Origin of the sequence: Gordonia sp. Z-3 (genome assembly GCF_036233855.1) — a bacterium.
Taxonomy (GTDB): Bacteria; Actinomycetota; Actinomycetes; order Mycobacteriales; family Mycobacteriaceae; genus Gordonia; species Gordonia tangerina.
Genome location: NZ_JAZARS010000031.1, coordinates 1 through 22,685, shown reverse-complemented (window position 1 = coordinate 22,685; position 22,685 = coordinate 1). Strand labels below are relative to the sequence as shown.

Genomic DNA, 22,685 nt, shown 5'->3' with positions numbered 1-22,685 from the left:
GGTCGTGGAAGGGGCGATCTCAAGGCTGTCATGAACGCGCACCCGTCGAGTGGTCTCGGCACCGAAGGGTTTCGGCGGCCGGTCCGTAGGCCAACGGGACATATCCGACATAGGATCTGGTGTCATGCGGTCCGCGGGTGTCGGCAGTCCGGTCCTGATGGAGCGTGACGACGAGTTGCGTATCCTGACCGATGTGCTCGCGCGAGCCGCAGACGGCGACGGCGAGGCAGTCGTGGTCCGTGGGCCTGCCGGCATCGGAAAGACCTCCCTGCTCGAGGCGTTGGCGCAGCGGAACGAACAGCTCCGGACGTGCCGTTATCGGGGTCGCGACAGCGAGGCCGGCCAGCCCTTCGCCGCCATGGTCGGTTTGCTCGATCAGGCGGTCTTCGACACCGATCCCGCGGTGTTCCGGGGTGCCAGTGCACTGAGTCTGCCTCTCTTCTCCGAGGGCGAGCGAACCGATCTGCACGAGTTCCAACTACTCCACGGCCTGCATTGGCTGACCATCAGCCTCAGCGAACAGCGACCGCTGCTACTCATCGTCGACGACGCACAGCTCGCCGATCCCCAGTCATTGCGTTTCCTCCGGTACCTGGCCGACCGACTCGCGGGCCATCCGATCGCCGTGGTCGTGGCCGCGCGCAGCGCGACCCCCGCCCCGCCCGAACTCGACGAGCTGACGGGCGCGGCGCACCGACGCCTCGAACCGCAACCACTCAGTCCGGACGCAACCCGTGACCTCGTCGCGACCCTCAGCGGCCTCGACGATCACGCCCTCGACGTGGTACTACCCGCGCTGACCGAACGCACCGGCGGCAACCCGTTCTACGTCTGCGAGTTCGCCCGCCATCTCGCGGCGCGGGGCGCTCGCCTCGACGAGGTGCCGGCGACCATCGTCGAATCGACCGATCGCCGGCTCGCCACCGTGGGCCGCGCAGCGCGGTCGATCGCGGTCGCGGCGGCGACATTGGGTGAATCCGCCGCGCTCGGCGACATCGTCGAGTTGGCGCGGGTGTCGACGGCCGAAGCCACCTCTGCCATTGACGAACTCATCGGGTCCGAACTGCTCGACCCCACCGACCCGCGACATTTTCGTCACCCGTTGCTGCGCGACGCGGTGGCCGGGACCGTACCACCCGGTCATCGACTCGACCTCGCACTTCTTGCCGCACAGCTGAACTCGGCACGTCACCCGGTCCGTTCGGCCGAACACCTGCTGCAGGCGGCACAGCTCGCGCCGTTCGACCGCCCGTGGGTGGTTCCCACCTTGACGGCTGCGGCCACCGTCACCTGCGGACAGGGTGGCAGTACGCGAGCGGTCGCCTATCTCGAACTCGCACTTGGCGAATCGTTGGATACAAGCGCCGAGATCACGATCCGCCATCAGCGCGGCAGACTGTACGACGAGGCGAAGGACCCGAAGGCGCTCGATCACCTGCACCGGGCGTGGGAACTCTCGCGAGACCTCACCGACGCACCCGCGATCGAGATCGTCGAGGCGTATGCCACCGCACTCTTTCATGCCGCGTTACTCGAGCAGGCCGGCGAGGTCTGCCGCGCGGCGCTGGCCACCGTGGACCAGACCTGCGACTACACACCATGGTTGCGGTTGGAGGCCGCAGCGCTCAACGCCGAGGCGATCTCTCGTCGCAACCGTGGCCGCCCAGCAGAACTGCGGCCCGTGGTGTGCGGTGCCACCACCCCTGCCCAGCGTGCGGTGCTGGCACATGTCGCGTGGGATGCCGCGGTGCGCGCGGCAGCCGGTCACCGGGAGGTCGCCGACCTCGCCCGGCGCGCGATCGGTGGAACAGCCCTGATCTCGGAGGTCGGGTCGGCCTCCCCGGTCTTCATCTACGCCGGCAGCGCCCTGGCCTGGACCGGCGAGTACCAGGAGGTCGACGAGTTCGCCACCGCCGGGATCACAGCCGCAGTCGGCAGCGGGTCGCTGGTCGGCGTCGCCTACGCGACGGCGTTGCGCGCGGGCAACTCCGTCTACCGCGGCGCGATAGATCAAGCCGAGACCGACGCACACCGAGTCCTCGACGAGTTGGCCAATGTCGATCCGATGTGCTTCGCGATGACGGTGGGATGGCAGATCGAGGTCGCGGTGGAGCGGGAGCACTGCGCCGGCGCCATGTCGATGCTCGAGCACTACGGACTGAACGGTGAGCTTCCGGACATCGGCACGATCGACACGTTGCTGCTGTCGAGGGCCCGGCTGTTCGCCGCACTCGGCAACCACGAGCGTGCGTTGGCAGACCTCGCCGAGGTGAGCGAGCGCGGCCATCGGTCTGCCTATCTCAATCCGGTCGCGTCGCCGTGGCGCTCGATGACCGCGACCGTCCGGTCGCTGCAGGGCACATTCGACACACGCTGCCGGGATCTGCTCGAGGCGGAGTTGACCGAGGCCCGGCGTTACGGCGCACCCCGAGCCGTCGGCCAGGCGTTGCTCGCGCGAGCACAGCTCCGATCGGGGGCAGCAGCGGTGGCGGACCTGCGGGAGGCTGTCGAGATTCTTCGTCCGTCGCAGGCCGCGCTTGTTTTCGCCGAGTCGCTGGTCGAGCTCGGCGCCGCGCCCGAATCCGGCGACGTCGCCGAGCGCCGCGACCTGTTGCGTACCGGAATGGACGCGGCACATCGATGCGGTTCGTGGCGACTCGTGTCGCGGGCGATGAGCGCACTGCGGGCCACCGGTGCGCGACCGCGTCGACCTCAGGTGACCGGACTGCAGGCGCTCACGCCGCAGGAACGCCGCGTCGCCCAGTTGGCCGCCACCGACATCGGGAACCGGGAGATCGCCGAACAACTGTTCCTCACGCGCCGAACGGTGGAATTGCACCTGACCCACACCTACCGCAAGCTCGGCATATCCGGGCGGGCGGAACTGCGGCCTGCGCTTGCGCCCTGAGCCGCGTGACGCCTGCGATGAGTGGGAGTACAACCGGACCGTCGACCCAGTCAGAGTTGGCGCAGGTCGTTCAGGTGACTTACGCTCGTGCGCATGCTCGACGACCTCGACCCTGCGGCACGTGCCCAGGCGCGCCAGTTGGTCAACGAACTGGAACGCGCAGCCGACGCTCTCGTCGACGAGATGGAGAGCGTACCCAGCAGTGCCGCCTCCGCGGCCAAACGGGCCGAGTTGTTCGAGGTACGCGGCTACATCCAGCGCCTACAGCAGCGGTTCGGGCTGAACGCCGCCCACGGCTGAGCCGACGATTTCCTGAGCCGATCGCGATGTCGGCGAGTGTCAGTCTTCGTGATGCGGCGGCGCGAGGTGCGAGTCCGCCATCGGGGCGGAGCCGTTGCCGTTGAGCGACGCGTTCGCCCTACGCTCGACGAGCAGCGGAACGAAGTCCCGCACGCGGATGCCGTCGAAATGTCGATACGCGGCCTCGACCGCGGCCGCCACCGTTTGACTCGGACGATCCGAGTAGGCGGCGATCAATCGTTCCTGCACTTCGCCGATCTGCCGTCGTTCGTCTGCGTCCTCCACAGGACAAGGCTAGGGGTCACCATCAGACGCGGCCCGACAAACCGGACACTGTTCATGGACTGTTCATCGATCTGCATTCGAATGGTGCTCGCGTTTCGGCCGTCCCGTGATCGGGCCCCGGCTGGTGGCGCTCAGAACGCCGACGGCACCCTGGTCACCGGGAGGGACGGCCCCTCGTAGGCACCCACTGTTCGTTTCGGAAGCTCCACGTCGGGCGCTTCGAGCGGAGTGTAGGGCACCAGCCCGAGGAGATGGGTGAGGATGTTGAGCCGACCGCGCTTCTTGTCGTCGGTGTTGGCCACATACCAGGGCGCCCAGCCAGTGTCGGTGTAGCGGAACATGTCGTCGCGGGCACGGGTGTACTCGTCCCATCGGGTGTAGGACTTCAGGTCCATCGGGGAGAGTTTCCAATACTTACGGGGGTCGTCGATGCGGCTCTGCAGCCGTAGGGTCTGCTGGTCGTCGCTGACCTCTAACCAGTACTTGATCAGCAGGATTCCCGACCGCACCATGGCCCGCTCGAACTCGGGAGCATCGGACAAGAACTGTTTCGACTGCTCTTCGGTGCAGAAACCCATCACCCGCTCGACGCCCGCACGGTTGTACCAACTGCGGTCGAAGATGACGACCTCGCCCGCCGCGGGAAGGTGGGGTACGTACCGCTGAAGGAACATCTGGGACTTCTCGCGTTCTGTGGGTGTCGGCAACGCGACCACCCGGAAGATCCGGGGACTGACCCGCTCGGTCAGGGCCTTGATGACGCCGCCCTTGCCGGCGGTGTCGCGGCCCTCGAAGACGATGCAGATCTTGGCGCCGGTCGAGCGCACCCACTCCTGCATCGCCACGAGCTCCGCGTGCACCTGCTTGAGCTGTTCCCGATACTCCTTGTTCTTCATCGGTTTGCCCTCGACCGGTTTGGTCTCGCCAGGCTTGTTGTCGATCGGCGCCGACTGGCCCGAGCCACCGGTTGAGGTGTCGTGCCCGGCGCGGCCCCCGTCGCGCTTCTTCTTCGACTTCTTCCCCATGGCGCCACCCTTCCCTTCGCTCCCCAGACCATGTGTCGCACCGTGTTGGACGTGTCCGAGATGCTACGACATCGCCGACGCGGCAACGCGAACATCGATACACCCGTCGACGGATCCCGTGCGCTCCGGCGACGCCGACGACCACGAAAACACCGCCTCCGCCAACGTGGGTTGTCCGAAATATGCTGCTTTGTCCCAATTTTCAGCTCCGATGTCGCCCAACTCACACCCATCCGAATCGACTGTGCCCACCAGATCCATTTAGGGTGGCTAAGTAATTAATTTAGTGTTACTAAGTTTTTTGGAGGGCAGGGATGAGTCACATCGTCGACGATCCCGCCGACACGATGGCGCTGCGCGGCGCCGCGGCCATCCACCGCGACCTGATCCGGATCGGGCGTGCCGTCCGGTCGACGACCGGAGACAACCTGTTGTCGCCGAGCCAGATGTCGGCGCTGTGGACGATTGCGCAGCATGCACCCATCCGGGCGACCGAACTCGCCGACCGCGAGCGAGTCGCGGCACCGACCATGTCGCGGGTGGCGGCCTCGCTCGAGCACCTCGGGATGGTGGTCCGCACCACCGACGCCCACGACGGCCGGGTGAGTCTGCTCGCGCTGAGCGACGCCGGCAGTGCGCATCTCGCTGGTGCCTCGTCACGGAACTCGGCGCTGTTCGAGTCCGCGCTCGATGCACTCACCGATCCGGATCGCCGGTGTGTCGAACGGTCGATGCGGCTGCTCGCCGACACCGTGTGCGCCCTGACCCCCATTCAGCAGAAGGGAACCTGATGCAGCCCAGCACCAACGGCCATCGCGAAGGCGATGGCACAGCGCCGCCCCGAGTATCAGGCGGCGTGATACGTGGCGAGATCCGTTCCGGGGGAACGACGGTCGGCGACGCCACGATCACCGTCGTCGATCCGAGTGGGCGGCAGGCCGCGCGTTCGATGGCCCGCAGCGACGGGACCTTCGTCGTCGACGTGTCCGCTGGTGGCCACTACGTTCTCGTTGTTTCCGCGGCCGGCCATGAACCCACCGCGGTGACGGTGACGGTGGGAGCCGCGCCCATCGACGTCGAGGTGGTGCTCGCCTCGATGGCCGCACTCGGCGGAACGGTCACGACGTCGGCGACCGGGGAGCCGGTGGCCCACGCGTCGGTAGCCGTGGCCGACCGGGCAGGTCACGTCACCACCACCGCGGTCACCGATGCCACCGGAGGGTGGGAAGTCTCCGGACTGCCGGTCGGCACGTACACCGTCATCGTGACCGCGGCCGGCTGCGACCCGGTCGCCGAGACGGTCACCGTCGGCGGAACCGGAGTCGCCGTGGCCGACATCGTGCTGCGGACCGCAGCGGAGCTGGCCGGGGTGATCACCGACGGAGACGGCGTGACCGAAGGACAACCGGTGCCGCACAGCCAGGTCGGTCTACTCGACAATGCCGGGCAGATGGCGGCGAGTACGTTGACCGACGCCGCCGGCCGCTATCTCTTCGCGAACCTCGCACCCGGCGACTACACCGTCATCGCCAACGGCTATGCGCCGGAGGCCATCACCATCGACATCGAGCCCGGGCGCGTGGTCACCCACGAATTCGTCCTGGGCGCACGGGGGCAGGCATGAGTGGCACCATCACCGCGCGCGTGGCGACGTCGAGCGGCCATCCGCTGCCGGCCGCGGTGATGACCGTCATGTCCGCCACCGGCGAGCAGCAGGCCGTCCTGCGCGGCGACGACGGCGGCGCCATCACCACCGACGCCCTCGACGCAGGCACCTACACGGTGGTCATCACCGCCGACGGCTTCGCGCCCACCGCCCGCACGGCGGTGGTCAACGGCGCTGGACAGGTGAGCCTCGGCACGATCGCGGTGACCCGCTCCGGCGGAGCGCCGGTGCCGGCGGCCGGATCATGGGAGATCGATCCCGGCCACTCCACCGTCGAGATCAGCGTCCGGCACTTCGGAATCGCCAACATCAAAGGCCGATTCACCGACTTCTCAGGCCGCATCGAGGTGCCCGAGGACGTCGAGGCGTCGTCGGTGAGCGCCCAGATCAGCACGGCCAGCATCGACACCGACAACCAGACCCGCGACGGACACCTGCGCTCCGCGGCGTTCTTCGATGTCGAGCAGTATCCGCTCGCCGAGTTCCGGGCGACGCGGGTGTGCCCGGGCAGCGACGACACCTGGCGCCTGGCCGGGCATCTGACCCTGCGCGGGACCTCGGTTCCGGTCGACCTCAACCTGTCCTACCTCGGCGAGGTCGACGACCCCTGGGGCGGTCGGCGGGCCGCATTCCGCGCGACGGGGACGTTGCAGCGCAACGATTTCGGCATCAGCTTCGACGACAAACTGATCAGTGGGGTGGCGCAGATCGGCGGCACCGCATCGGTCGATCTGGAGATCCAGGCCATCCGTACCCCCTGAGCAACCACATTCTTCCTGATTGATCTGAAAGGCATCATGTCCGACACCAGCACCGCCGTCGCCCCGGGCACCACCGCCCGCGGCTCCCGACAGCGCTCCCTTGCCGAACTCGGCCCCAACTACAAATGGATTGCCCTGTCCAACACCACGTTGGGGATGCTGATCGCGACCATCAACTCCTCCATCGTGCTGATCGCGCTACCCGACATCTTCAAGGGCATTCACCTCAATCCGTTGGAACCGCAGAACACCAGCTATCTGCTGTGGATGATGATGGGCTTCCTCGTGGTGACCGCTGTGCTGGTGGTCAGCTTCGGTCGTCTCGGCGACATGTTCGGTCGCGCCCGGATGTACAACATGGGGTTCGCGATCTTCACCGTCTCGTCGATCTTCTTGGCCATCACCTGGTTCGACGGTGGCGAAGCGGCCATCTGGCTGATCTTCTGGCGCATCATCCAAGGCGTCGGTGGCGCCTTCCTGATGGCGAACTCGTCGGCCATCCTCACCGACGCCTTCCCGGCCAATCAGCGCGGACTAGCCATGGGCATCAACGGCGTTGCCGCCATCGCCGGGTCGTTCCTCGGCTTGCTGATCGGCGGTGTGCTGGCACCGATCCAGTGGCACTACATCTTCCTGGTCTCGGTGCCGTTCGGCGTGGTCGGAACCATCTGGGCGTACCTGAAACTCCACGACACCGGCGAACGCCGCAAGGCCAAGATGGACTGGTGGGGCAACATCACCTTCGCCGTCGGGCTCATCGCCATCCTCATCGCGATCACCTACGGCATCCAGCCCTACGGCACCTCCAACATGGGCTGGGGCAACCCGTGGGTCCTGACCGGACTCATCGGTGGTGCCGTCGTGCTGGGCATCTTCGTCTTCATCGAGACCAAGGTCGCAAGCCCGCTGTTCGAACTATCCCTGTTCCGCAACCGTTCTTTCGCCTTCGGCAACATAGCGAATCTGATGGCCTCCATCGGACGCGGCGGTCTTCAGTTCATCCTCATCATCTGGCTGCAGGGCATCTGGCTGCCGCAGCACGGATACGACTACTCGCGCACGCCGCTGTGGGCAGGTATCTACATGGTGCCGATGACCATCGGCTTCCTGCTCAGCGCACCGGTATCGGGTGCACTGTCCGATCGGCTGGGTACCAAATGGTTCACCACCACCGGCATGGTCATCACCGCCGGTACCTTCGCCGCACTCATCGCGATGCCGGTCGACTTCCAGTACTGGGTCTTCGCTCTGGTGATGCTCATCAACGGAATCGGCATGGGGCTGTTCGCCTCCCCCAACCGTGCCGAGGTGATGAACAGCTTGCCCATCACCTCCCGCGGGTCGGGCGCCGGGATGATGACCACATTCCAGAACGCCGCGATGGTGCTGTCGATCGGGTTGTTCTTCTCGCTGATGATCGCCGGACTCAGCGCGCATCTGCCCGACGCGATGTTCAGCGGACTCACTGCCAACGGCATGCCCGACGCGCCCGCCGACGGGATTGCTCATCTGCCCACCGTGGGCATCCTTTTCGCGGCGTTCCTCGGCTACAACCCCATCCGTGAGGTCGGCGGTCAAGCGCTGCAGGGCCTGCCGCAGTCGGCGGTGGATCACCTGACCGGGTTGGACTTCTTCCCGCATCTGATCAGTGATCCGTTCTCCGATGGCCTCACCGCCGCGTTCACCTTCGCTCTCATCTGCTGTGTGATCGGTGCGATCGCCTCGCTGTTCACCGGATCGCCGAAGTCGGCGACACCGGAGATGGTGGGCGCCGAACTGGCTGCCGTCGCCGCCGATGCCGGCGTAGGCACACCCGCGGAGCTGATCGACGAAGCGCACATGACCGGGGCACGACACCGCAAGCCTGGCCCGTCGACGGCAGGTTCCGCGGCGAGCGGCGACCCCCGAATCACCGGACACATCAACGGGTCCGACGGCGTCGCGCCCGCCGAAGCCGCCGTGACGGTGACCGATGTCCGGGGCCACCAGGTCGGTACGGCCACGGTCGGGCCGGACGGGTCCTACGCGGTGGGTGATCTCGCCGACGGCACCTATACGGTCATCGCGACCGCACCGGGCCGGTCGCCGCGGGCGCTCACGGTGTCCGTCGTCGGTGAGCTGACCTTCCGTCGCGACTTCGTCCTCGCCGGGGGATCGACTCTGCGCGGCACGGTCCGCGACGGGGACCGTCCGCTACCGGCGGCCCTGGTGGTCACCGACCGGTCGGGCGCGGTGGTCACCCGGGCGCACGCCGGCTCCGACGGCGACTTCGTCATCGGCGGCCTGTCGAACGGGGACACTGTCGCCGTCACGGCCTCGGCGCCCGGCTACCAGCCGACAAGTCAACTCGTGACCGTCGACGCCTCGGCACCCGGCGTGGTCGACATCGTCCTGATCGCCACCGGTGGCGTGCAGGGTACGGTCCTCACCCCCGACGGCACACCGCTCGTCGGCGCCACGGTATCGGCAATCGGACCCGATCAGACGATCGTCGCGTCGGTGACCACCGACACCGACGGCCGCTACCGCATCGAGGGACTCACCGACTCGGCGTTCACGGTGGTTGCCAACATGTACGAGCCGACGGCCCTCGCGGTCAGTGTGTCCGCCGGACAACGCAACACCGCCGACATCGCGCTCGGCGCCGGACACAAGCCGGTCGTGTCGTAGCGATCGTCCGGCGCGCGTCGGCACCGGACCGGCCCGTCCGGGCCGCCCGTGCACGTCCCCGGAAAAGCGCCCCGACACAGCACCCTCCGTAGCGAACCCGTCAACAATGCGTCGGCTGCCCCGCTACGCAGGGCGCTTTTCTGGGGCGGTCTTCCGGCGCGGCGGATTCTTCGGCGGGCACATTCCGGAAAAGCGCGCCTCAGCGCAACGACCCCAGGTGATCCCGGACCAGCCGGCGTACCCGGGCGGGCGCGTCGTTGTGCCCCAACAGCAGATGCACCGCCAGCCCGTCGACAAGCGCGTGCAGTCTCATCGCCTCGGCCTCCAGATCGTGCCGCGCGTCGACGAGCCCGTGGTCGCCCAGATCGGTCAGCACCCGCCGAGACAGCGCCCGCAGGCCGTCGTGCGCCTCGAGTCCGGCCTCGGCCAGCCCCGGATGTGCGACCGCATCGGTGACCAGCGCCAGGTTCACGTGCATCTCGACCCGCCGGACGTCGTCGAACGGTAGAACCTCCGACAGCATCGCCTCCGCGCGCCGCAGCGGATCGCGGACAGACCCGTGCCCGACGACACGCTCCCCGACCCGCTGATAGATCAGCCGCATCGAGAACGCGAGCAACTCCTCCTTGTCGGCGAACACATGTCGCAACGACCCGGCGGAAATCCCCGCCTCGGCGGCGACGTCCCGGATCGACACCCCCGACACCCCTTCGCGGAGCACCACCCGCCAGAGCGCCTCCGCGATCTCAGTTCGTCGGGCGTCGTGGTCGATCAGCTTGGGCACTTCCGCATGGTAGCCCAACTGTGCTAGCTTAGGTCGCGTTGCCAACACAGTCGTGCCGCCACAATCGTCTGCGCCTTGCCCGGACGACTCCCGACGACGACGAAGGAACTGTGACGGACCTGCCCACCGCGCCCCGACGCTTCGCCGCCCTCGACGTCTTGCGTGGCGTCGCCATTCTCGGGACGCTGGCCACCAATATCTGGATCTTCACGAATGTCGACGGTCTGGTCGGCTATCTCAACGGCACCCACGAGGCGACCGGGGCATGGTCCGTGGTCCAGGACGTCCTGCAACAGCTCGCACAGGGCAAGTTCCTCGGCCTGCTCACGATCATGTTCGGCATCGGACTCGCCATCCAACAGCGTTCCGCGGAACGTCGTGGCGAATCATGGCCCGGTGGCTATCCGTGGCGCGCGGCACTGCTCTTCGTCGACGGCACGGTCAACTACTTCCTCTTCACCGAGTTCGACGTCCTGATGGGTTACGCGGTCACCGGCCTGATCGTGGCGTTCATCCTGTCGACGACCATCCGACGACAACACGTCGCGCTGATCACTGCCGCAGTCATCCATGTGCTGCTGCTGACGCTGATCGTCGCCGCGCTCGCGACCGCCCCACCGACCGACCGAGCACAACCGCTGTCACCCAATCCGTACGCCGACGGCTCGTTCCTCGATCTCGTCGTGTTCCGTGCCGCGCACATCGCGCTGTTCCGTGCCGAGGTCGTCCTGATCCTGCCGATGTCGGTGGCGCTGTTCCTCGTCGGCGCCGCCCTCCTGCGGGCAGGCGTCCTCGAGCCGACGACACGCGTACCGTCGGCCGGCCGGCTGCGGAGGCGGCTGATGATCGTCGGACTCGGCGTCGCGTTCCCGCTCGACCTCGTCGTCGGCATCACCGGCGGCGACGCCGGCCTGATCGTCGGCCGCTACCTGCTCGCGCCGATCGTCGCACTCGGGATCCTCGCGGCGATCGCGGCTTTCTACGCGGACGGCCGGACACCCGGGATCCTCGGCCGCGCCCTCTCGCCGATCGGCCGGACGGCGTTGAGCTGCTACGTCTTCCAGAACGCACTGGCCGGCGCCATCTGCTACGGGTGGGGACTCGGCCTGGCCGCACGCCTCGACCCGACCACGGTCGTGCCCGCGACGATCGGGCTGTTCCTCGGCATCACCGTAGTGCTGATGGTGCTCGCGCGGCTGTGGCTCCGGCGATTCGATCGCGGTCCCCTGGAACGGCTCTGGCACAGCAGCTATGCGCGACTACACCGGCCTGAGCGGATGCGGACCACCGAACCGGCGGACCACACCCCGACGAATGCCTCCTCGTGAGACCATGAGGTCGCAGTCGCCCAGACGATCTGCGGGGACGTCCCAGATCTCGGCAATGATCTGGTAGCACTCACCAAGATCACGGGTCTGCTCGGACACAAACCGGTCGGAGGGCGCTGCTACCCGCACACCACCGCGACACTCAGTGATCCACAACGGCCTTCAGGAATGACCGGGTCCGCTCCTCACGCGGGGCGGTGAAGATCTGTTTCGGATCGCCCTCCTCGACGATGCGCCCCTGGTCGAAGACGAGCACCCGGTCGGCGACGTCGCGTGCGAAGCCCATCTCATGGGTGACGATGAGCATGGTGATGTCGGTGGTCTCGGCGATGCGCCGCAGCACGCCGAGCACGTCGGCCACCAGTTCCGGGTCCAGCGCCGAGGTGACCTCGTCGAGAAGGAGGATGTCGGGGTCCATCGCCAACGCCCGGGCGATGGCCACGCGCTGCTGCTGGCCGCCGGACAGTTTGGTGGGGTGCGCGTCCTCTTTGTCCTGGAGGCCGACGGTGGCGAGCAGTTCCCGGGCACGTTCGGCCGCCTCGGCCTTGCTCTTGCCCAGCACGTGGATCGGCGCCTCGGTGATGTTCTCCAGCACGGTCATGTTGGGGAACAGATTGAACTGCTGGAACACCATGCCGATCTTGGAGCGGACAGCACGCAGGTGCTTTTGCGAGGGCTTCACCAACTTGTCGCCCTTGAACTGATGGGTCAGTGGATCACCCTCGACCCAGATCACTCCGCCGTTTGCGTCCTCGAGGGTCATCAGCAGGCGCAGGATCGTGGTCTTGCCGGAGCCACTGGGACCGATCAGGGCCACCCGTTCCCCGCGCTCGACCCGGAAGTCGAGGTGGTCGAGCACCACGTGATCGCCGAAACGTTTGACGACCTTGTCGAACACGATCATCGCATCCGACGACGGTTCGGTCGGTAGTAGCTCAGTAGGCAAGGGACTTCTCCAGCTTTCGGATCAGGATGGATGTGGGATAGCTGGCAATCAGGAAGATGACACCGGCGATCGTGATCGGTTCCAGGTACTGAAAGGTGCGGGCACCGTACTGTTGCGCCGCGGTGACCATCTCGACCACGGTGATCGCGAACAGGAACGGCGTGTCCTTGAACATGGAGATCGCGTAATTGCCCAGGGCGGGCGTCGTGTTGCGGATGGCCTGCGGCAACACGACCGCACGCCAGGTTCGCGCGGTGGGCAATGACAGCGCGTGTGCCGCCTCCCATTGCCCCTTGGGCACCGAGTCGATGCCGGCGCGATACACCTCGGCCATGTACGTCGAATAGTGGATGCCGAGCACCACGATGCCGATCTGCAGCGCACTGAACTGCGGCAGCAGATAGTAGGCGAACAGCAACTGCACCACCAGCGGGGTGAGCCTGATGAACTCGCAGACCGCCCGGATGGGGACGCTGATCACAGCGGGCCCGGTTCGACGGAGTACCGCGATAGCCAACCCCAGTACCGCCGCGATCACAAAGCCCAGCACCGTGGCGAGCAAGGTGATCTTGAAGCCCTCCAACAAGATCGGCAGGCAGTCCCAGGCGCGCTGCCAACTCCAGTCGACGTTCATCGGCCCACCCCCACGTTCTCGTCGACCCGCTCGGGTCGCAGGCTGAGCACCTCGCGCAGCGTCGGGCCCACGCCCAGGCGCGACTTGGCACGCATCTCGAGGAGATTCATGAACAGCGTCAGCACGTAGGCGATGCAGAAGTACAGGATCAGACCGATACCGAAGGAGAACAGCGTGTCACCGGTGCCGCGGCGCAGCTGTTCGATCTGATACGTCAGATCCTGCAGCAGAATGAAACTCGCGAGGGCACTGCCCTTGAGTAATTGGATCAGCAGGTTGTTCATCGGCGGGATCATCTGCACCCAGGCCTGCGGGAAGATGACCCGATGCAACCGCTGCCAGGCCGAGAAGTTCAGCGCCACAGCGGCTTCACGCTGCGGAGCGGGAATCGCGGCCAGCGACCCGCGCACCACTTCCGCGCCGTACGCGCCGTAGTTCAGACCGAGCGCGAGGATGCCACAGAACATCGGGTCGAGTTCGTAACCGAACAACGGCAGCACGTAGAACAGCCAAAACAGCTGCACCAAAAGCGATGTGCCGCGGAAGAACTCCACGATCACCCGAGCGGTCCCGCGGATCGCGATCTGACGCGCCCCCGCCGCCACCCCCAGAACGAGCGCCAGCACAAACGCCAGCGCAGCCCCACCGAGGGTCAGGTAGACAGTGGTGAGTATGCCTTCCCAGATGCGCGGCCACGCATCCAGGAAGGCGTCGAAGTTGTCACCCACGAGTCGTTACTCGTCGCCCCTCAGATGTTGCCGGCACACAGATCCTCGGTGGTCAGCTCTGGATCGGGCAGCTCCTCTTCGGTGAACCCGAACTCACCGACGATGGACAGGTACTTCTCCGGATCGGAGGTGATCTTCTCGAGTTCGGAGTTGTAGGCGTCGAGCAGGTCCTGATCATCGGTGCGGAAGACCGTGCCGCCCGCGCCGACCTGCGGGACTCCGTCGATGACGGCGACGAAGGACGGCGTCACATCGACCGGGGCGTCCGGGTTGTTATTCTTCATCCAGTTCAGCGAGATGCCGGTGAGTGCGAAGACGTCGGCGCGTCCCGAGGTGACCGCGTCCATCCCGTCCTGCGGGGTGGCCACCTGCATGCTGTCGATGCCGAGGCTCGACGCATAGTCGGACTCGATCGCGCCGGTCATGGTGGCCAGGCGGGCGCCGCTCTCGGCCACCGACTGCATGTCGGTGAGGTTCATCGGATTGCCGGTGGGCACCATCAGAGCGGTCGTGTAGTTGAATTCGGGATCGCTGAACGAGGCCTGCTCGCAACGCTCGGGCAGGATCGACATACCGGCGCTGACCACGTCGAACCGGTTGGCCTGTAGACCCGGGATGAGCGCACCGAAGTCGGCGTTGACGCCTTCGACGGTCTCGATGCCGAGGTTGCCGAAGATCTCGCGGTGCAGGGCGACGGTCGCGCCGGTCAGCTGCCCGTTCTCCTCGAACGAATACGGCGCCTCACCGGCGAAGCCGACCGTGACGACCCCTTCGTCCTGCAACTGTTCCAACAGGCTGGAATCGCCGCCGGAATCGGTCGATGAACACGCCGCGAGACTCGCGCCCACCAGGACTGCAGCCGCCATGGTCCGGACGGATCGACGATGCAGGGTCTTCTTCATTGCAGACAATGCCATGAACTCAGCCTTCCGGTAACAGCCGGGACGCACCCGCCGTACAGGCCAGAGCCCGCGCTCCGGTCACCGAACCGACGCCCAACTTCTCCGATTTGATCGCTTCGTACGCCTAGTGAACCTAACACGGATCTCAGGTGGCGCTCAGGCGGCCCTCATCCCGCCCATCCTGACGATGGCGCCAAAAGGGCTTCCCACCTCCGGGTTTCGCGAGCCCATCCCCGTCCGACCGTTTTCTTCTGACAGCACACACGGTATCGGGTTGTCATTGGGTGAAACCATTTGTGCAGAAAACGAATCCGGGTGGTATTCGTCGACACCATCCGATCCGACGCCGACGTCTCTCGCGTTGTGTTCGCGCACCTTCGACCTAGGCAGCACGAGCGCACCGAGGAGCTCACACGGTCGTCACGGCTGGTGCACGCAACGGGTTTGCGGCCGGAGCATCCTGGCTATGCTCGGGCGGGAGGTGTGCGAGCGGTGCGAATCCTGTGCGTTGCGGTTCTGGTCCTGGCGGCCATCGGGTGCGGCGCGGCGTCGGCGGTGTGGTGGGGCTGGCTCATTCCCACGGTGATTGTGGGGGCGCTCGCCGCGCTCGGCGTCTACGATCTGGTCCAGCGCCGCCACTCGGTGTTGCGCAACTACCCCGTCGTCGGCCATCTGCGATTCCTGCTCGAATCGGTGCGGCCCGAGTTGCAGCAGTACTTCATCGAGCGCAACGTCGATGGTCGGCCGTTCGATCGGGATGTCCGCTCGTTGATCTACGAGCGCGCCAAGGGCACCGCGGCTGAGCTGTCCTACGGCACCGAACGCGACATCGACAGGGCCGGTTACGAATACCTGGTGCATTCCACCGCGCCGGTCGAGCCGCCGCCCCATCCATTCCGGGTGTCGGTCGGCGGCCCGGACTGCGCCGCACCGTACGCCATGTCGCTGCTCAACATCTCGTCGATGAGCTTTGGCGCACTATCAGGTAACGCTTTGCGCGCCTTGAACAACGGCGCACGCAGAGGCGAGTTCGCCCATGACACCGGCGAGGGTGGCCTCACGCCGTATCACCTCGGTGGTGCCGACGTCATCTGGGAGATCGGCTCCGGCTACTTCGGCACCCGCACCGACGAGGGACACTTCGATCCCGACCAGTTCGCGGACAAGGCGGCCACCGAACAGATCAAAGCCATCTCGATCAAGCTCAGCCAAGGCGCCAAACCCGGCATCGGTGGCGTGCTGCCGGCGGCGAAGGTCAGCGCAGAGATCGCCCGCTACCGCGGCGTGCCCGAGGGACAGAAATGTGTCAGCCCGGCCGGTCACTCGGAGTTCTCCACGCCTCGTGAACTCGTCGGCTTCATCGCCCGCCTGCGCGAGCTCAGCGGCGGAAAGCCGATCGGCTTCAAGCTGTGCGTGGGATCGCGAGTCGACGTGCTGGCCATCTGCAAGGCGATGCGCGCGGAGTCGATCGCGCCGGATTTCATCGTGGTCGACGGCGCCGAAGGTGGTACCGCCGCGGCACCGCTGGAGTACGAGGACCACGTCGGGTTGCCGCTGACCGACGGACTGATGACGGTACACAATGCGCTGGTCGGGACCGGGCTGCGCGACATCATCCGGATCGGTGCCAGCGGCAAGGTCGCGACCGGCAACGACATCGTCAAAAGACTCATCCAGGGAGCCGACTACACCAATGCCGCACGACCGATGATGATGGCCGTGGGTTGCATCCAATCTCAGCGGTGCCACACCAACCACTGCCCGGTGGGCGTGGCCACCCAGGATCGGCGTCGCGCCCGCGCGCTCGACGTCGACGACAAGAGTGACCGCGCGTTTCGATATCACCAGGCGACCGTCGACGAAGCGATGCGGTTGATGGCTTCTCTCGGGGTGCGCGACCCCGCCGAGCTCGGCCCGCATCTGCTCCGCAAACGCGTCTCGGCCACCGAGCAACGTTCCTACGCCGAGATCTACGAGTGGTTGACACCCGGTCAGTTACTCGACGACCCACCCGAGTCGTGGATCGACGACTGGACGCGCGCCGATCCGGATTCGTTTGCCCCGAGCGCCGGCAACTGAGCCCGACGATTTGTCAGAATCGGTGTCGTGCAGATCGGAATGACCTTGCCGGTGATGGAACCGGGGCTCGACGCCGATGTCCTGCGGACGTGGGCGACCGAGATCGACCGAGGGTCCTTTTCATCGTTGTGCTTCGGAGAGCGCATCGCCTTCGACAACCCGGACACCCTGACCCTGCTCGGTGCGCTGGCCGCCTGGACCGAGCGCGTACGGCTCGTGACGACGGTGGTGGTGCCGCAGCTCCATGACCCGGTGATGTTGGCCAAGGCCTTGGCCACCGGCGACATGCTGTGCGGCGGACGGCTGACCGTCGGCCTCGGGATCGGCGGACGGCATGAGGATTATCACGCGGTCGGCGCCGACACCGGCACGCAGACGATCCGCGGATTGACCGACCGTGTGACCACGATGCGCCGGGTGTGGGCGGGCGAGAAGATCACCGACTCGATGCTCCCCGTCGGTCCCACGCCGCCGCAGTCCGGCGGACCCGAGCTGCACGTCGGCACCACCGGACCCAAGACCATTCGCAGCGCCGCCGGATGGGCCGATGGGGTGGCCGGGGTGACCCTGGATCTGAACCTGGATCGACAGGCCGAACTGTTCGACGTCGCGCGTCGCGCGTGGGCCGACGCCGGGCGGCGCCGTCCACATCTGGCGACCTCGTTCTGGTTCGCACTCGGCACCGGTGACGGTCCGCGAGAGCAGATCCACCGACACCTCCGCCACTACATGAACTGGATTCCGACCGAGTTCGTCGACGCCATGGCCCCCACCACGGGGTGGGCCGGCACTGAGGACGAGCTGGTCGAGACACTACGGAGGTTCGCTGCCATCGGCACCGACGAGGTCCAGCTGATCCCGACGAGTTCTGATCCGGATCAGCTCCGACGTGCCGCCGAGGTGGCCGCCGCGTTTGGCTGATCCGATCCGATCGGCCGCCGACACCCACATGGGGAGCTGACATCCACGTGAGTAGCAACCCCCGTGGTTGTCAGTTCTCTATGTGGATGCGCGACGACCCGGTCGCCGAGTCCGGGTCTACGACGCCTTCGGCAAGCGAGGCGTCCAACGCGAGCAGTTGCTCGGGTGAGACCGCGCGCAACACTCCGAGGGTGGCCGACACCGCGATCTCGCAGGCGACGTCGATGTCGGCGCGATCAACGATCAACGCACGATATGCGACATCGAGACTGATCCCGATCAGCAGCGACGCCAGGGTATCGGCGCTCGCCGCGATCTCGGCGCCGCGTTCGGCGTAGTTCTGACGCAAACGAGCGGCGACCCGCGGTTCGAGCGTCGTGTAGAGCCGACGGCCGGGATCCTCGGCCTCCTGCCGGTGCCCGAGGAGGAGCCGCAACCCCTCCGGATTGCTCCGCGCGAAGTCGAAGGTCGCCTCCACCGAGTGTCGCGCCCGGGCGCCGTACGACCAGTCTTCGCTTTCGTCGTAGGCAGCCGCCATCCAGTCGGTGAAGTTGCCCAACTCCCGTTCGATCAGCCGGTCGACCAGTGCATCACGCGACCCGAAGTGTGCGTACAACGTCACCCGGGTGGTGCCGCCGCGTTCGGCGATCATGTCCATCGTCGACCGTTCGACCCCGTGTTCGGAGATGACCGCCCGGGCGGCGTCCAACAGTTGGTCATCGGTGGGTCGATTGCGGGTGCTGCGCGGTCGCGAACGACGACGCGATGCGCCCGTCCGCCCGGGCTTGTTCACTGTGGGCTCCTGATATCACCTCGTGGTCCGGGTGGCCAGACCGATGTGGACTCCATTGCCCCCGACACCCTCAGCCGGGGGTGTCCGTGCCACCCAACCGACCGAAATAGGCGGCCTCGACCTTATCCCGACTGGCCCGCAGGTCATCGGCCGAGCCCCCCAACGCAACCCGCCCGTGGTGCATCACGATGGCCGAGTCGGCGATGCCCAGCGCCAGGTCGATGTGCTGTTCGACCAACACCACCGCCATGCTCTGCTCGTCGGCGATGCTGCGCAGCCGCGGCAACAGATCCTGGACGGCCACCGGCGACAGACCGAGGCTCAGCTCATCGATGAGCAACACGGACGGCCGCGTCAACAATGCCTTCGCCAGGGCCAGCATCTGCTGCTCACCGCCGGACAGGTTGCCGCACCGTCGGCCGCGCAACGTCTTCAGCTTGGGAAAGTACTCAAAGACCACATCCACCTGCGGCCCACCCTTGCGTCGCGCCAACCGCAGATTGTCGGTGACGGACAGACGGTGGAACAAGCCGCGGTTGTCGGGCACCAGCGTCACCCCGCGGCGCGCATTGCGCTCGACACGATGATCGATCGGTTCACCCAATGCGGTGATCTGACCCGACATCAGAGGGAGCGCGCCCACCGCTGACAGCAATGTCGTGGTCTTTCCCGCGCCGTTGGGCCCCAGCAACGCAAGGATCTCACCAGGCCGAACCTCGAAGGTCAGCTCACGCACCGCGGGTACGCCGTAGTGACCGACGGTGACTCGATCCAGGGACAGAACTGGAGCGGCTGCGGCGGAGTCCGTGACCGCGCCGTCGGCGACTGTCGGCGTTGTCATCGTGTCTCCTCCGTAGTGGTCGATTCTCTCGTGGTCTCGTCCGTAGTGGTCGATTCCACCGGGGTCATTACGGTGCCGGCCGATGTGTCGGGTGCCGGATCGTCGGCGCCCGAATCCGACTCGGCCTGTACCTCAGCACTACCGAGGTAGGCCGCAACCACGGCCGGGTCGTTCGTGATCTCCGCCGGCGGCCCGGCCGCTATCACGCGCCCGAAATCGAGGACGTACAGCCGGTCGCAGACATCGAGAACCAGCGACATGTCGTGGTCGATGAGCAGGATGCCCACACCCGTCGCGGCGATCCGGCGCAACTCGCCGCCGAACTCACGACTCTCGTGCGTGTCGAGTCCGGCGGCCGGCTCGTCGAGCAGGACCAACCCGGTATCGCCGACGAGCGCGCGGGCTACACCGACCAGCTTCTGCTGCCCCAGCGTCAGTTCGTCCGGTCGGCGATCGGCGACGTCGGTCAGGCCGACGACGTCGAGCGCCTTCTCCACGACACCGGCCGGCGGTCGGGAACCGTTCACCACGTCGAGGACCATGGCGCGTAGTCCAACCCGCTGCACCGCGACAGCCAGATTCTGGGCGACGGTCAAGTCGGCGAACAGCTCTCCGGCTTGCCAGGTACGCGCCATACCCGCGCGGCGCCGACGGTGCGGCCCGGCACGGTCGATGCGCCGCCCGGACAGGGTCACCTCACCGCTGGAGCGCGCGAAGCCGGTGACCGCATCGACGAAGGTCGTCTTGCCGGCACCGTTGGGGCCGATCAGTCCGACGATCTCCCCCGCTCCGACGGTGAGGTCGATGTCGGCATTGGCGGTGACACCGCCGTAGTGCACCGAGAGCCCGCGGGTGCGCAGCAACGGCTCGGCGTCGGGGGCGGCTACGGTTGTCGCGCTGTCAGGCATGAAGGCCCGCCTTTGAGGTCGTAGGGGTGACGAGCGGTGCGGCCGCACCATCGCCGCTGTCGTCGGCCGGGGTGTCCGCGTGCGTATGTCGCCGGCGCAACTTGTCGCCGAGCTCGGTGAACGCGCCGGCCATGCCGACCGGATTGAGGATCGCCGCCAGCAACAGGCCTGCCGCAGCGATGATCTCGTAGTACTCACCGAGGGCCAACGTCTGGTTGAGGAAGACGTAGCCCACACCAAGCGGTCCGACGATGCCGGCGATGAATGCACCGGACACCGACGTGATGCCGCCGACATAGGTCATGGCGAGCAGGATCAGACCGACCATCACGGTGAACGATCCCGCCGACAGCTGGCCTCGGCTGTAGCCAATCAGGCAGCCGCCGACGCCGGCGAGGAAGGCCGAGAGCGCGAAGCCGAGCAACTTGGTCGATGCCACGTTGATCCCGACCGCGGCCGCGGCTCGCTCGTTGGATCGCACCGCCAGGAAGGCACGCCCGGTGGACCCGGCCATCAGACGCATCACCGCCAGCGTGGCGATGGTGACCACCACGAGAACCATCAGCGAGAACCGCAGGGTCACCAGGTTTGTGCCGTCACGCACACCGAGATCGATGCCGAACAGCGTCGGATCCGTGATCAGATTGCCCTCGTAGGCGGTGATTCCCGGATTGTTGAACACGAAACCCTGGATCGCGATCGCCGCGGCCAGGGTGACCACGGCGAGTTGGGCGCCACGGATACGCAATGCGGGTACGCCGACCAGGATGCCCAAGCCGGTGGCGATCAGCGCGGCGAACAGGATGCTGAACGGGAAGGGCACATTCCAGTTCACCGTCAGCTTCGACAACGCGAACCCGGCGGCGCCGGCAAAAGCCATGGACGCCAGCGAGATCTGACCCAGATAGCCGGTGAGCAACACCAGCGACAACGCGATCAGCGACAAGATCACCGAGGTGACGACACCGAAGCGCCACGTCCCCTCCGTGAAGAAGATGGCGGCCGTCACCGCGGCCAGCACGGTGATCGTCGGAATGGGACGGATGTGTGGGATGCGGACCGCAGGCATCTTCACCTCGCCCAGTGAACCGCGGGAGGGAATCCGTCCACCCATCAGGAACAGCGCGATGACGATGAGGACGAACGGTACGGCATCACCCAAGCCCGCCTGCGCCCATTCGGGCCACCAGTCCTTGGTGGTCAACCACGTGATGACCGCCTGGAAAGCTCCGAGGAAAAGTCCACCTGCGCAGGCGATTCCGAAGGATGTGAGTCGACCGAGTAGTGCGACGGCGAGAGCCGGGATCACGTAGAAGGTGTAGCTGGTGACGCTGAGTCCGATCGTGAAGGCAGCCAGGACCGCGATCAGACCCGTTGCGGCGCCGGTGATCACCCAGACGACAGCGGCGAGACGATCAGGTGAGTATCCGACGAGCCGCGCGGCGAGTTCGTCCTCGGCGCCGGCGCGGGTCGCCACACCGAGCCGGGTGAGCTTGAAGTATGCCCAGAACAGTGCGGCGATCACGATCGCGATGCCGGCCAGGATCAGGTCGGAGACGTTGACGACTGCGCCGGCGAACTCGATCGTGTCGTCGGGCAGAATCCGCAGGGCCAGCAGACCTTCGGTGTCGAAGCGGAGATGTACGAGCGCCTGGATGAAGAGCATCAGACCGACCGACGCCACCACCTGCGCCAGCACCGGCGCATGCCGCAGCGGCCGAAAGACGAGATAGTGCGCGACGATGGCCCAGAGAACGGCCGAGAGCACGCCGATGATGATCGCCGGGCCCATCGAGACCGGGTCGTCGGCGCTACCGATCGGGATGTGACCGATGGGGAGAACCAGCTCTCCGTCGCTACGCAGTGCGGCGACCGTGTAGACCGCCCACAGCCCGAGCGTGCCCTGCGCGAAGTTGATGACACCGGTCGCGGCGTACACGCCGACCAGCGACGATGCGAGAACGGCGTACACCGCACCGGTCGAGAGACCGAGAAAGACGAACTGCAGGAATTGCCCCATTACCGAACCAATCGATCGGTGCGCCGGCGAAGCGCGCGAACACGGAAAGAGACGGGGGGGGGGGGGGGGGGGGGGGCCCCCCCCCCCCCCGGGGGGGGGGGGGGGGGGGGGGGTGAGAGATGGTGGGGGGGGGGGCGTCGACCGGGCGGAGCACAGGGGTAGGTGGGGGTGGGTGGTCTGGTGGGG

20 protein-coding genes are annotated in these 22,685 nt (G+C 66.7%); 9 read left to right on the top strand and 11 right to left on the bottom strand.

All coding sequences use genetic code 11. From position 1 onward, the window contains the following. Window positions 1-124 precede the first annotated feature (124 nt). Together VX037_RS23030 and VX037_RS23025 are read left to right on the top strand one after the other, a co-directional pair. Window positions 125-2,908: an ATP-binding protein gene (locus VX037_RS23030; RefSeq protein WP_328716038.1), complete on the top strand. Its 2,784-nt coding sequence runs from the start codon at window positions 125-127 to the stop codon at window positions 2,906-2,908. A 93-nt stretch (window positions 2,909-3,001) separates the two neighbouring features. Beyond that, on the top strand, window positions 3,002-3,208 hold the full coding sequence (locus VX037_RS23025) for a hypothetical protein (protein WP_235721880.1): 207 nt from the start codon (window positions 3,002-3,004) through the stop codon (window positions 3,206-3,208). Window positions 3,209-3,247: 39 nt separating this feature from the next. Here VX037_RS23025 and VX037_RS23020 read toward each other — a convergent pair whose 3' ends face one another. Then, window positions 3,248-3,493, bottom strand: a complete 246-nt coding sequence (locus tag VX037_RS23020) for a three-helix bundle dimerization domain-containing protein (RefSeq protein ID WP_235721879.1) — start codon at window positions 3,491-3,493, stop codon at window positions 3,248-3,250. 131 nt (window positions 3,494-3,624) lie between these two features. Further along, on the bottom strand, window positions 3,625-4,518 hold the full coding sequence (ppk2, locus tag VX037_RS23015; RefSeq protein ID WP_235721878.1) for a polyphosphate kinase 2: 894 nt from the start codon (window positions 4,516-4,518) through the stop codon (window positions 3,625-3,627). A gap of 314 nt (window positions 4,519-4,832) precedes the next feature. On the opposite strand from ppk2, the gene VX037_RS23010 reads away from it, so the two are divergent. The 4 genes from VX037_RS23010 to VX037_RS22995 are packed head-to-tail and all read left to right on the top strand — an operon-like array spanning window position 4,833 to window position 9,615. Then, window positions 4,833-5,309 carry a MarR family winged helix-turn-helix transcriptional regulator gene (locus VX037_RS23010; RefSeq protein ID WP_266062844.1) on the top strand — a complete coding sequence of 159 codons (477 nt, stop codon included), beginning with the start codon at window positions 4,833-4,835 and terminating at the stop codon, window positions 5,307-5,309. Further along, a complete protein-coding gene (locus VX037_RS23005; protein WP_328716037.1) occupies window positions 5,309-6,142 on the top strand; it encodes an MSCRAMM family protein in 834 nt (277 codons plus the stop codon). Before VX037_RS23010 ends, VX037_RS23005 begins: the two co-directional genes overlap by 1 nt. Then, a complete protein-coding gene (locus VX037_RS23000; RefSeq protein WP_328716035.1) occupies window positions 6,139-6,945 on the top strand; it encodes a YceI family protein in 807 nt (268 codons plus the stop codon). Before VX037_RS23005 ends, VX037_RS23000 begins: the two co-directional genes overlap by 4 nt. A 36-nt stretch (window positions 6,946-6,981) precedes the next feature. Then, window positions 6,982-9,615 (top strand): MFS transporter, encoded by a 2,634-nt coding sequence (locus tag VX037_RS22995; RefSeq protein ID WP_235721874.1) that lies wholly within the window; start codon window positions 6,982-6,984, stop codon window positions 9,613-9,615. Between the two features lie 199 nt (window positions 9,616-9,814). Here the strand turns inward: VX037_RS22995 and VX037_RS22990 are convergent, their stop codons facing one another. Beyond that, the gene (locus VX037_RS22990) at window positions 9,815-10,399 is read right to left on the bottom strand and encodes a TetR/AcrR family transcriptional regulator (protein WP_235721873.1); all 585 of its coding nucleotides are present in this window, start codon (window positions 10,397-10,399) and stop codon (window positions 9,815-9,817) included. Between the two features lie 110 nt (window positions 10,400-10,509). Between VX037_RS22990 and VX037_RS22985 the strand changes: the two genes are divergently transcribed. Beyond that, window positions 10,510-11,727 carry a DUF418 domain-containing protein gene (locus VX037_RS22985; protein ID WP_235721872.1) on the top strand — a complete coding sequence of 406 codons (1,218 nt, stop codon included), beginning with the start codon at window positions 10,510-10,512 and terminating at the stop codon, window positions 11,725-11,727. Window positions 11,728-11,869: 142 nt separating this feature from the next. Here VX037_RS22985 and ehuA read toward each other — a convergent pair whose 3' ends face one another. From ehuA to VX037_RS22965, 4 genes are read right to left on the bottom strand one after another with little or no spacing between them, the layout of a single operon-like run. Then, window positions 11,870-12,631 carry an ectoine/hydroxyectoine ABC transporter ATP-binding protein EhuA gene (gene ehuA / locus VX037_RS22980; RefSeq protein ID WP_235722015.1) on the bottom strand — a complete coding sequence of 254 codons (762 nt, stop codon included), beginning with the start codon at window positions 12,629-12,631 and terminating at the stop codon, window positions 11,870-11,872. 31 nt (window positions 12,632-12,662) lie between these two features. Beyond that, window positions 12,663-13,307: an ectoine/hydroxyectoine ABC transporter permease subunit EhuD gene (gene ehuD, locus VX037_RS22975; protein ID WP_235721871.1), complete on the bottom strand. Its 645-nt coding sequence runs from the start codon at window positions 13,305-13,307 to the stop codon at window positions 12,663-12,665. Continuing rightward, window positions 13,304-14,035: an ectoine/hydroxyectoine ABC transporter permease subunit EhuC gene (gene ehuC, locus VX037_RS22970; protein ID WP_235721870.1), complete on the bottom strand. Its 732-nt coding sequence runs from the start codon at window positions 14,033-14,035 to the stop codon at window positions 13,304-13,306. Before ehuC ends, ehuD begins: the two co-directional genes overlap by 4 nt. Before the next feature lie 20 nt (window positions 14,036-14,055). After that, the gene (locus VX037_RS22965; RefSeq protein WP_235722014.1) at window positions 14,056-14,901 is read right to left on the bottom strand and encodes an ectoine/hydroxyectoine ABC transporter substrate-binding protein EhuB; all 846 of its coding nucleotides are present in this window, start codon (window positions 14,899-14,901) and stop codon (window positions 14,056-14,058) included. Window positions 14,902-15,492: 591 nt separating this feature from the next. Between VX037_RS22965 and VX037_RS22960 the strand changes: the two genes are divergently transcribed. Beyond that, on the top strand, window positions 15,493-17,016 hold the full coding sequence (locus VX037_RS22960) for an FMN-binding glutamate synthase family protein (protein ID WP_235722013.1): 1,524 nt from the start codon (window positions 15,493-15,495) through the stop codon (window positions 17,014-17,016). A gap of 39 nt (window positions 17,017-17,055) precedes the next feature. Beyond that, on the top strand, window positions 17,056-17,937 hold the full coding sequence (locus VX037_RS22955; RefSeq protein ID WP_235722012.1) for an LLM class flavin-dependent oxidoreductase: 882 nt from the start codon (window positions 17,056-17,058) through the stop codon (window positions 17,935-17,937). A 70-nt stretch (window positions 17,938-18,007) separates the two neighbouring features. Here the strand turns inward: VX037_RS22955 and VX037_RS22950 are convergent, their stop codons facing one another. From VX037_RS22950 to VX037_RS22935, 4 genes are all read right to left on the bottom strand, one after another. Continuing rightward, window positions 18,008-18,730: a TetR/AcrR family transcriptional regulator gene (locus VX037_RS22950; RefSeq protein ID WP_235721869.1), complete on the bottom strand. Its 723-nt coding sequence runs from the start codon at window positions 18,728-18,730 to the stop codon at window positions 18,008-18,010. A gap of 70 nt (window positions 18,731-18,800) precedes the next feature. Next, window positions 18,801-19,571 (bottom strand): ABC transporter ATP-binding protein, encoded by a 771-nt coding sequence (locus VX037_RS22945; RefSeq protein WP_235721868.1) that lies wholly within the window; start codon window positions 19,569-19,571, stop codon window positions 18,801-18,803. Then, on the bottom strand, window positions 19,568-20,479 hold the full coding sequence (locus VX037_RS22940; protein ID WP_235721867.1) for an ABC transporter ATP-binding protein: 912 nt from the start codon (window positions 20,477-20,479) through the stop codon (window positions 19,568-19,570). Before VX037_RS22940 ends, VX037_RS22945 begins: the two co-directional genes overlap by 4 nt. Next, window positions 20,472-22,499 carry an ABC transporter permease gene (locus tag VX037_RS22935; protein ID WP_235721866.1) on the bottom strand — a complete coding sequence of 676 codons (2,028 nt, stop codon included), beginning with the start codon at window positions 22,497-22,499 and terminating at the stop codon, window positions 20,472-20,474. The genes VX037_RS22940 and VX037_RS22935 overlap by 8 nt, the downstream gene beginning before the upstream one ends. Window positions 22,500-22,685 lie beyond the last annotated feature (186 nt).

Bases quoted from the DNA above. Each gene is read 5' to 3' on its own strand.
- VX037_RS23030 (WP_328716038.1), top strand. From the start codon at position 125: ATGCGGTCCGCGGGTGTCGGCAGTCCGGTCCTGATGGAGCGTGACGAC.
- VX037_RS23025 (WP_235721880.1), top strand. From the start codon at position 3,002: ATGCTCGACGACCTCGACCCTGCGGCACGTGCCCAGGCGCGCCAGTTG.
- ppk2 (WP_235721878.1), bottom strand. From the start codon at position 4,518: ATGGGGAAGAAGTCGAAGAAGAAGCGCGACGGGGGCCGCGCCGGGCAC.
- VX037_RS23010 (WP_266062844.1), top strand. From the start codon at position 4,833: ATGAGTCACATCGTCGACGATCCCGCCGACACGATGGCGCTGCGCGGC.
- VX037_RS23005 (WP_328716037.1), top strand. From the start codon at position 5,309: ATGCAGCCCAGCACCAACGGCCATCGCGAAGGCGATGGCACAGCGCCG.
- VX037_RS23000 (WP_328716035.1), top strand. From the start codon at position 6,139: ATGAGTGGCACCATCACCGCGCGCGTGGCGACGTCGAGCGGCCATCCG.
- VX037_RS22995 (WP_235721874.1), top strand. From the start codon at position 6,982: ATGTCCGACACCAGCACCGCCGTCGCCCCGGGCACCACCGCCCGCGGC.
- ehuA (WP_235722015.1), bottom strand. From the start codon at position 12,631: ATGATCGTGTTCGACAAGGTCGTCAAACGTTTCGGCGATCACGTGGTG.
- ehuD (WP_235721871.1), bottom strand. From the start codon at position 13,307: ATGAACGTCGACTGGAGTTGGCAGCGCGCCTGGGACTGCCTGCCGATC.
- VX037_RS22965 (WP_235722014.1), bottom strand. From the start codon at position 14,901: ATGGCGGCTGCAGTCCTGGTGGGCGCGAGTCTCGCGGCGTGTTCATCG.
- VX037_RS22955 (WP_235722012.1), top strand. From the start codon at position 17,056: ATGACCTTGCCGGTGATGGAACCGGGGCTCGACGCCGATGTCCTGCGG.
- VX037_RS22945 (WP_235721868.1), bottom strand. From the start codon at position 19,571: ATGACAACGCCGACAGTCGCCGACGGCGCGGTCACGGACTCCGCCGCA.
- VX037_RS22940 (WP_235721867.1), bottom strand. From the start codon at position 20,479: ATGCCTGACAGCGCGACAACCGTAGCCGCCCCCGACGCCGAGCCGTTG.
- VX037_RS22935 (WP_235721866.1), bottom strand. From the start codon at position 22,499: ATGGGGCAATTCCTGCAGTTCGTCTTTCTCGGTCTCTCGACCGGTGCG.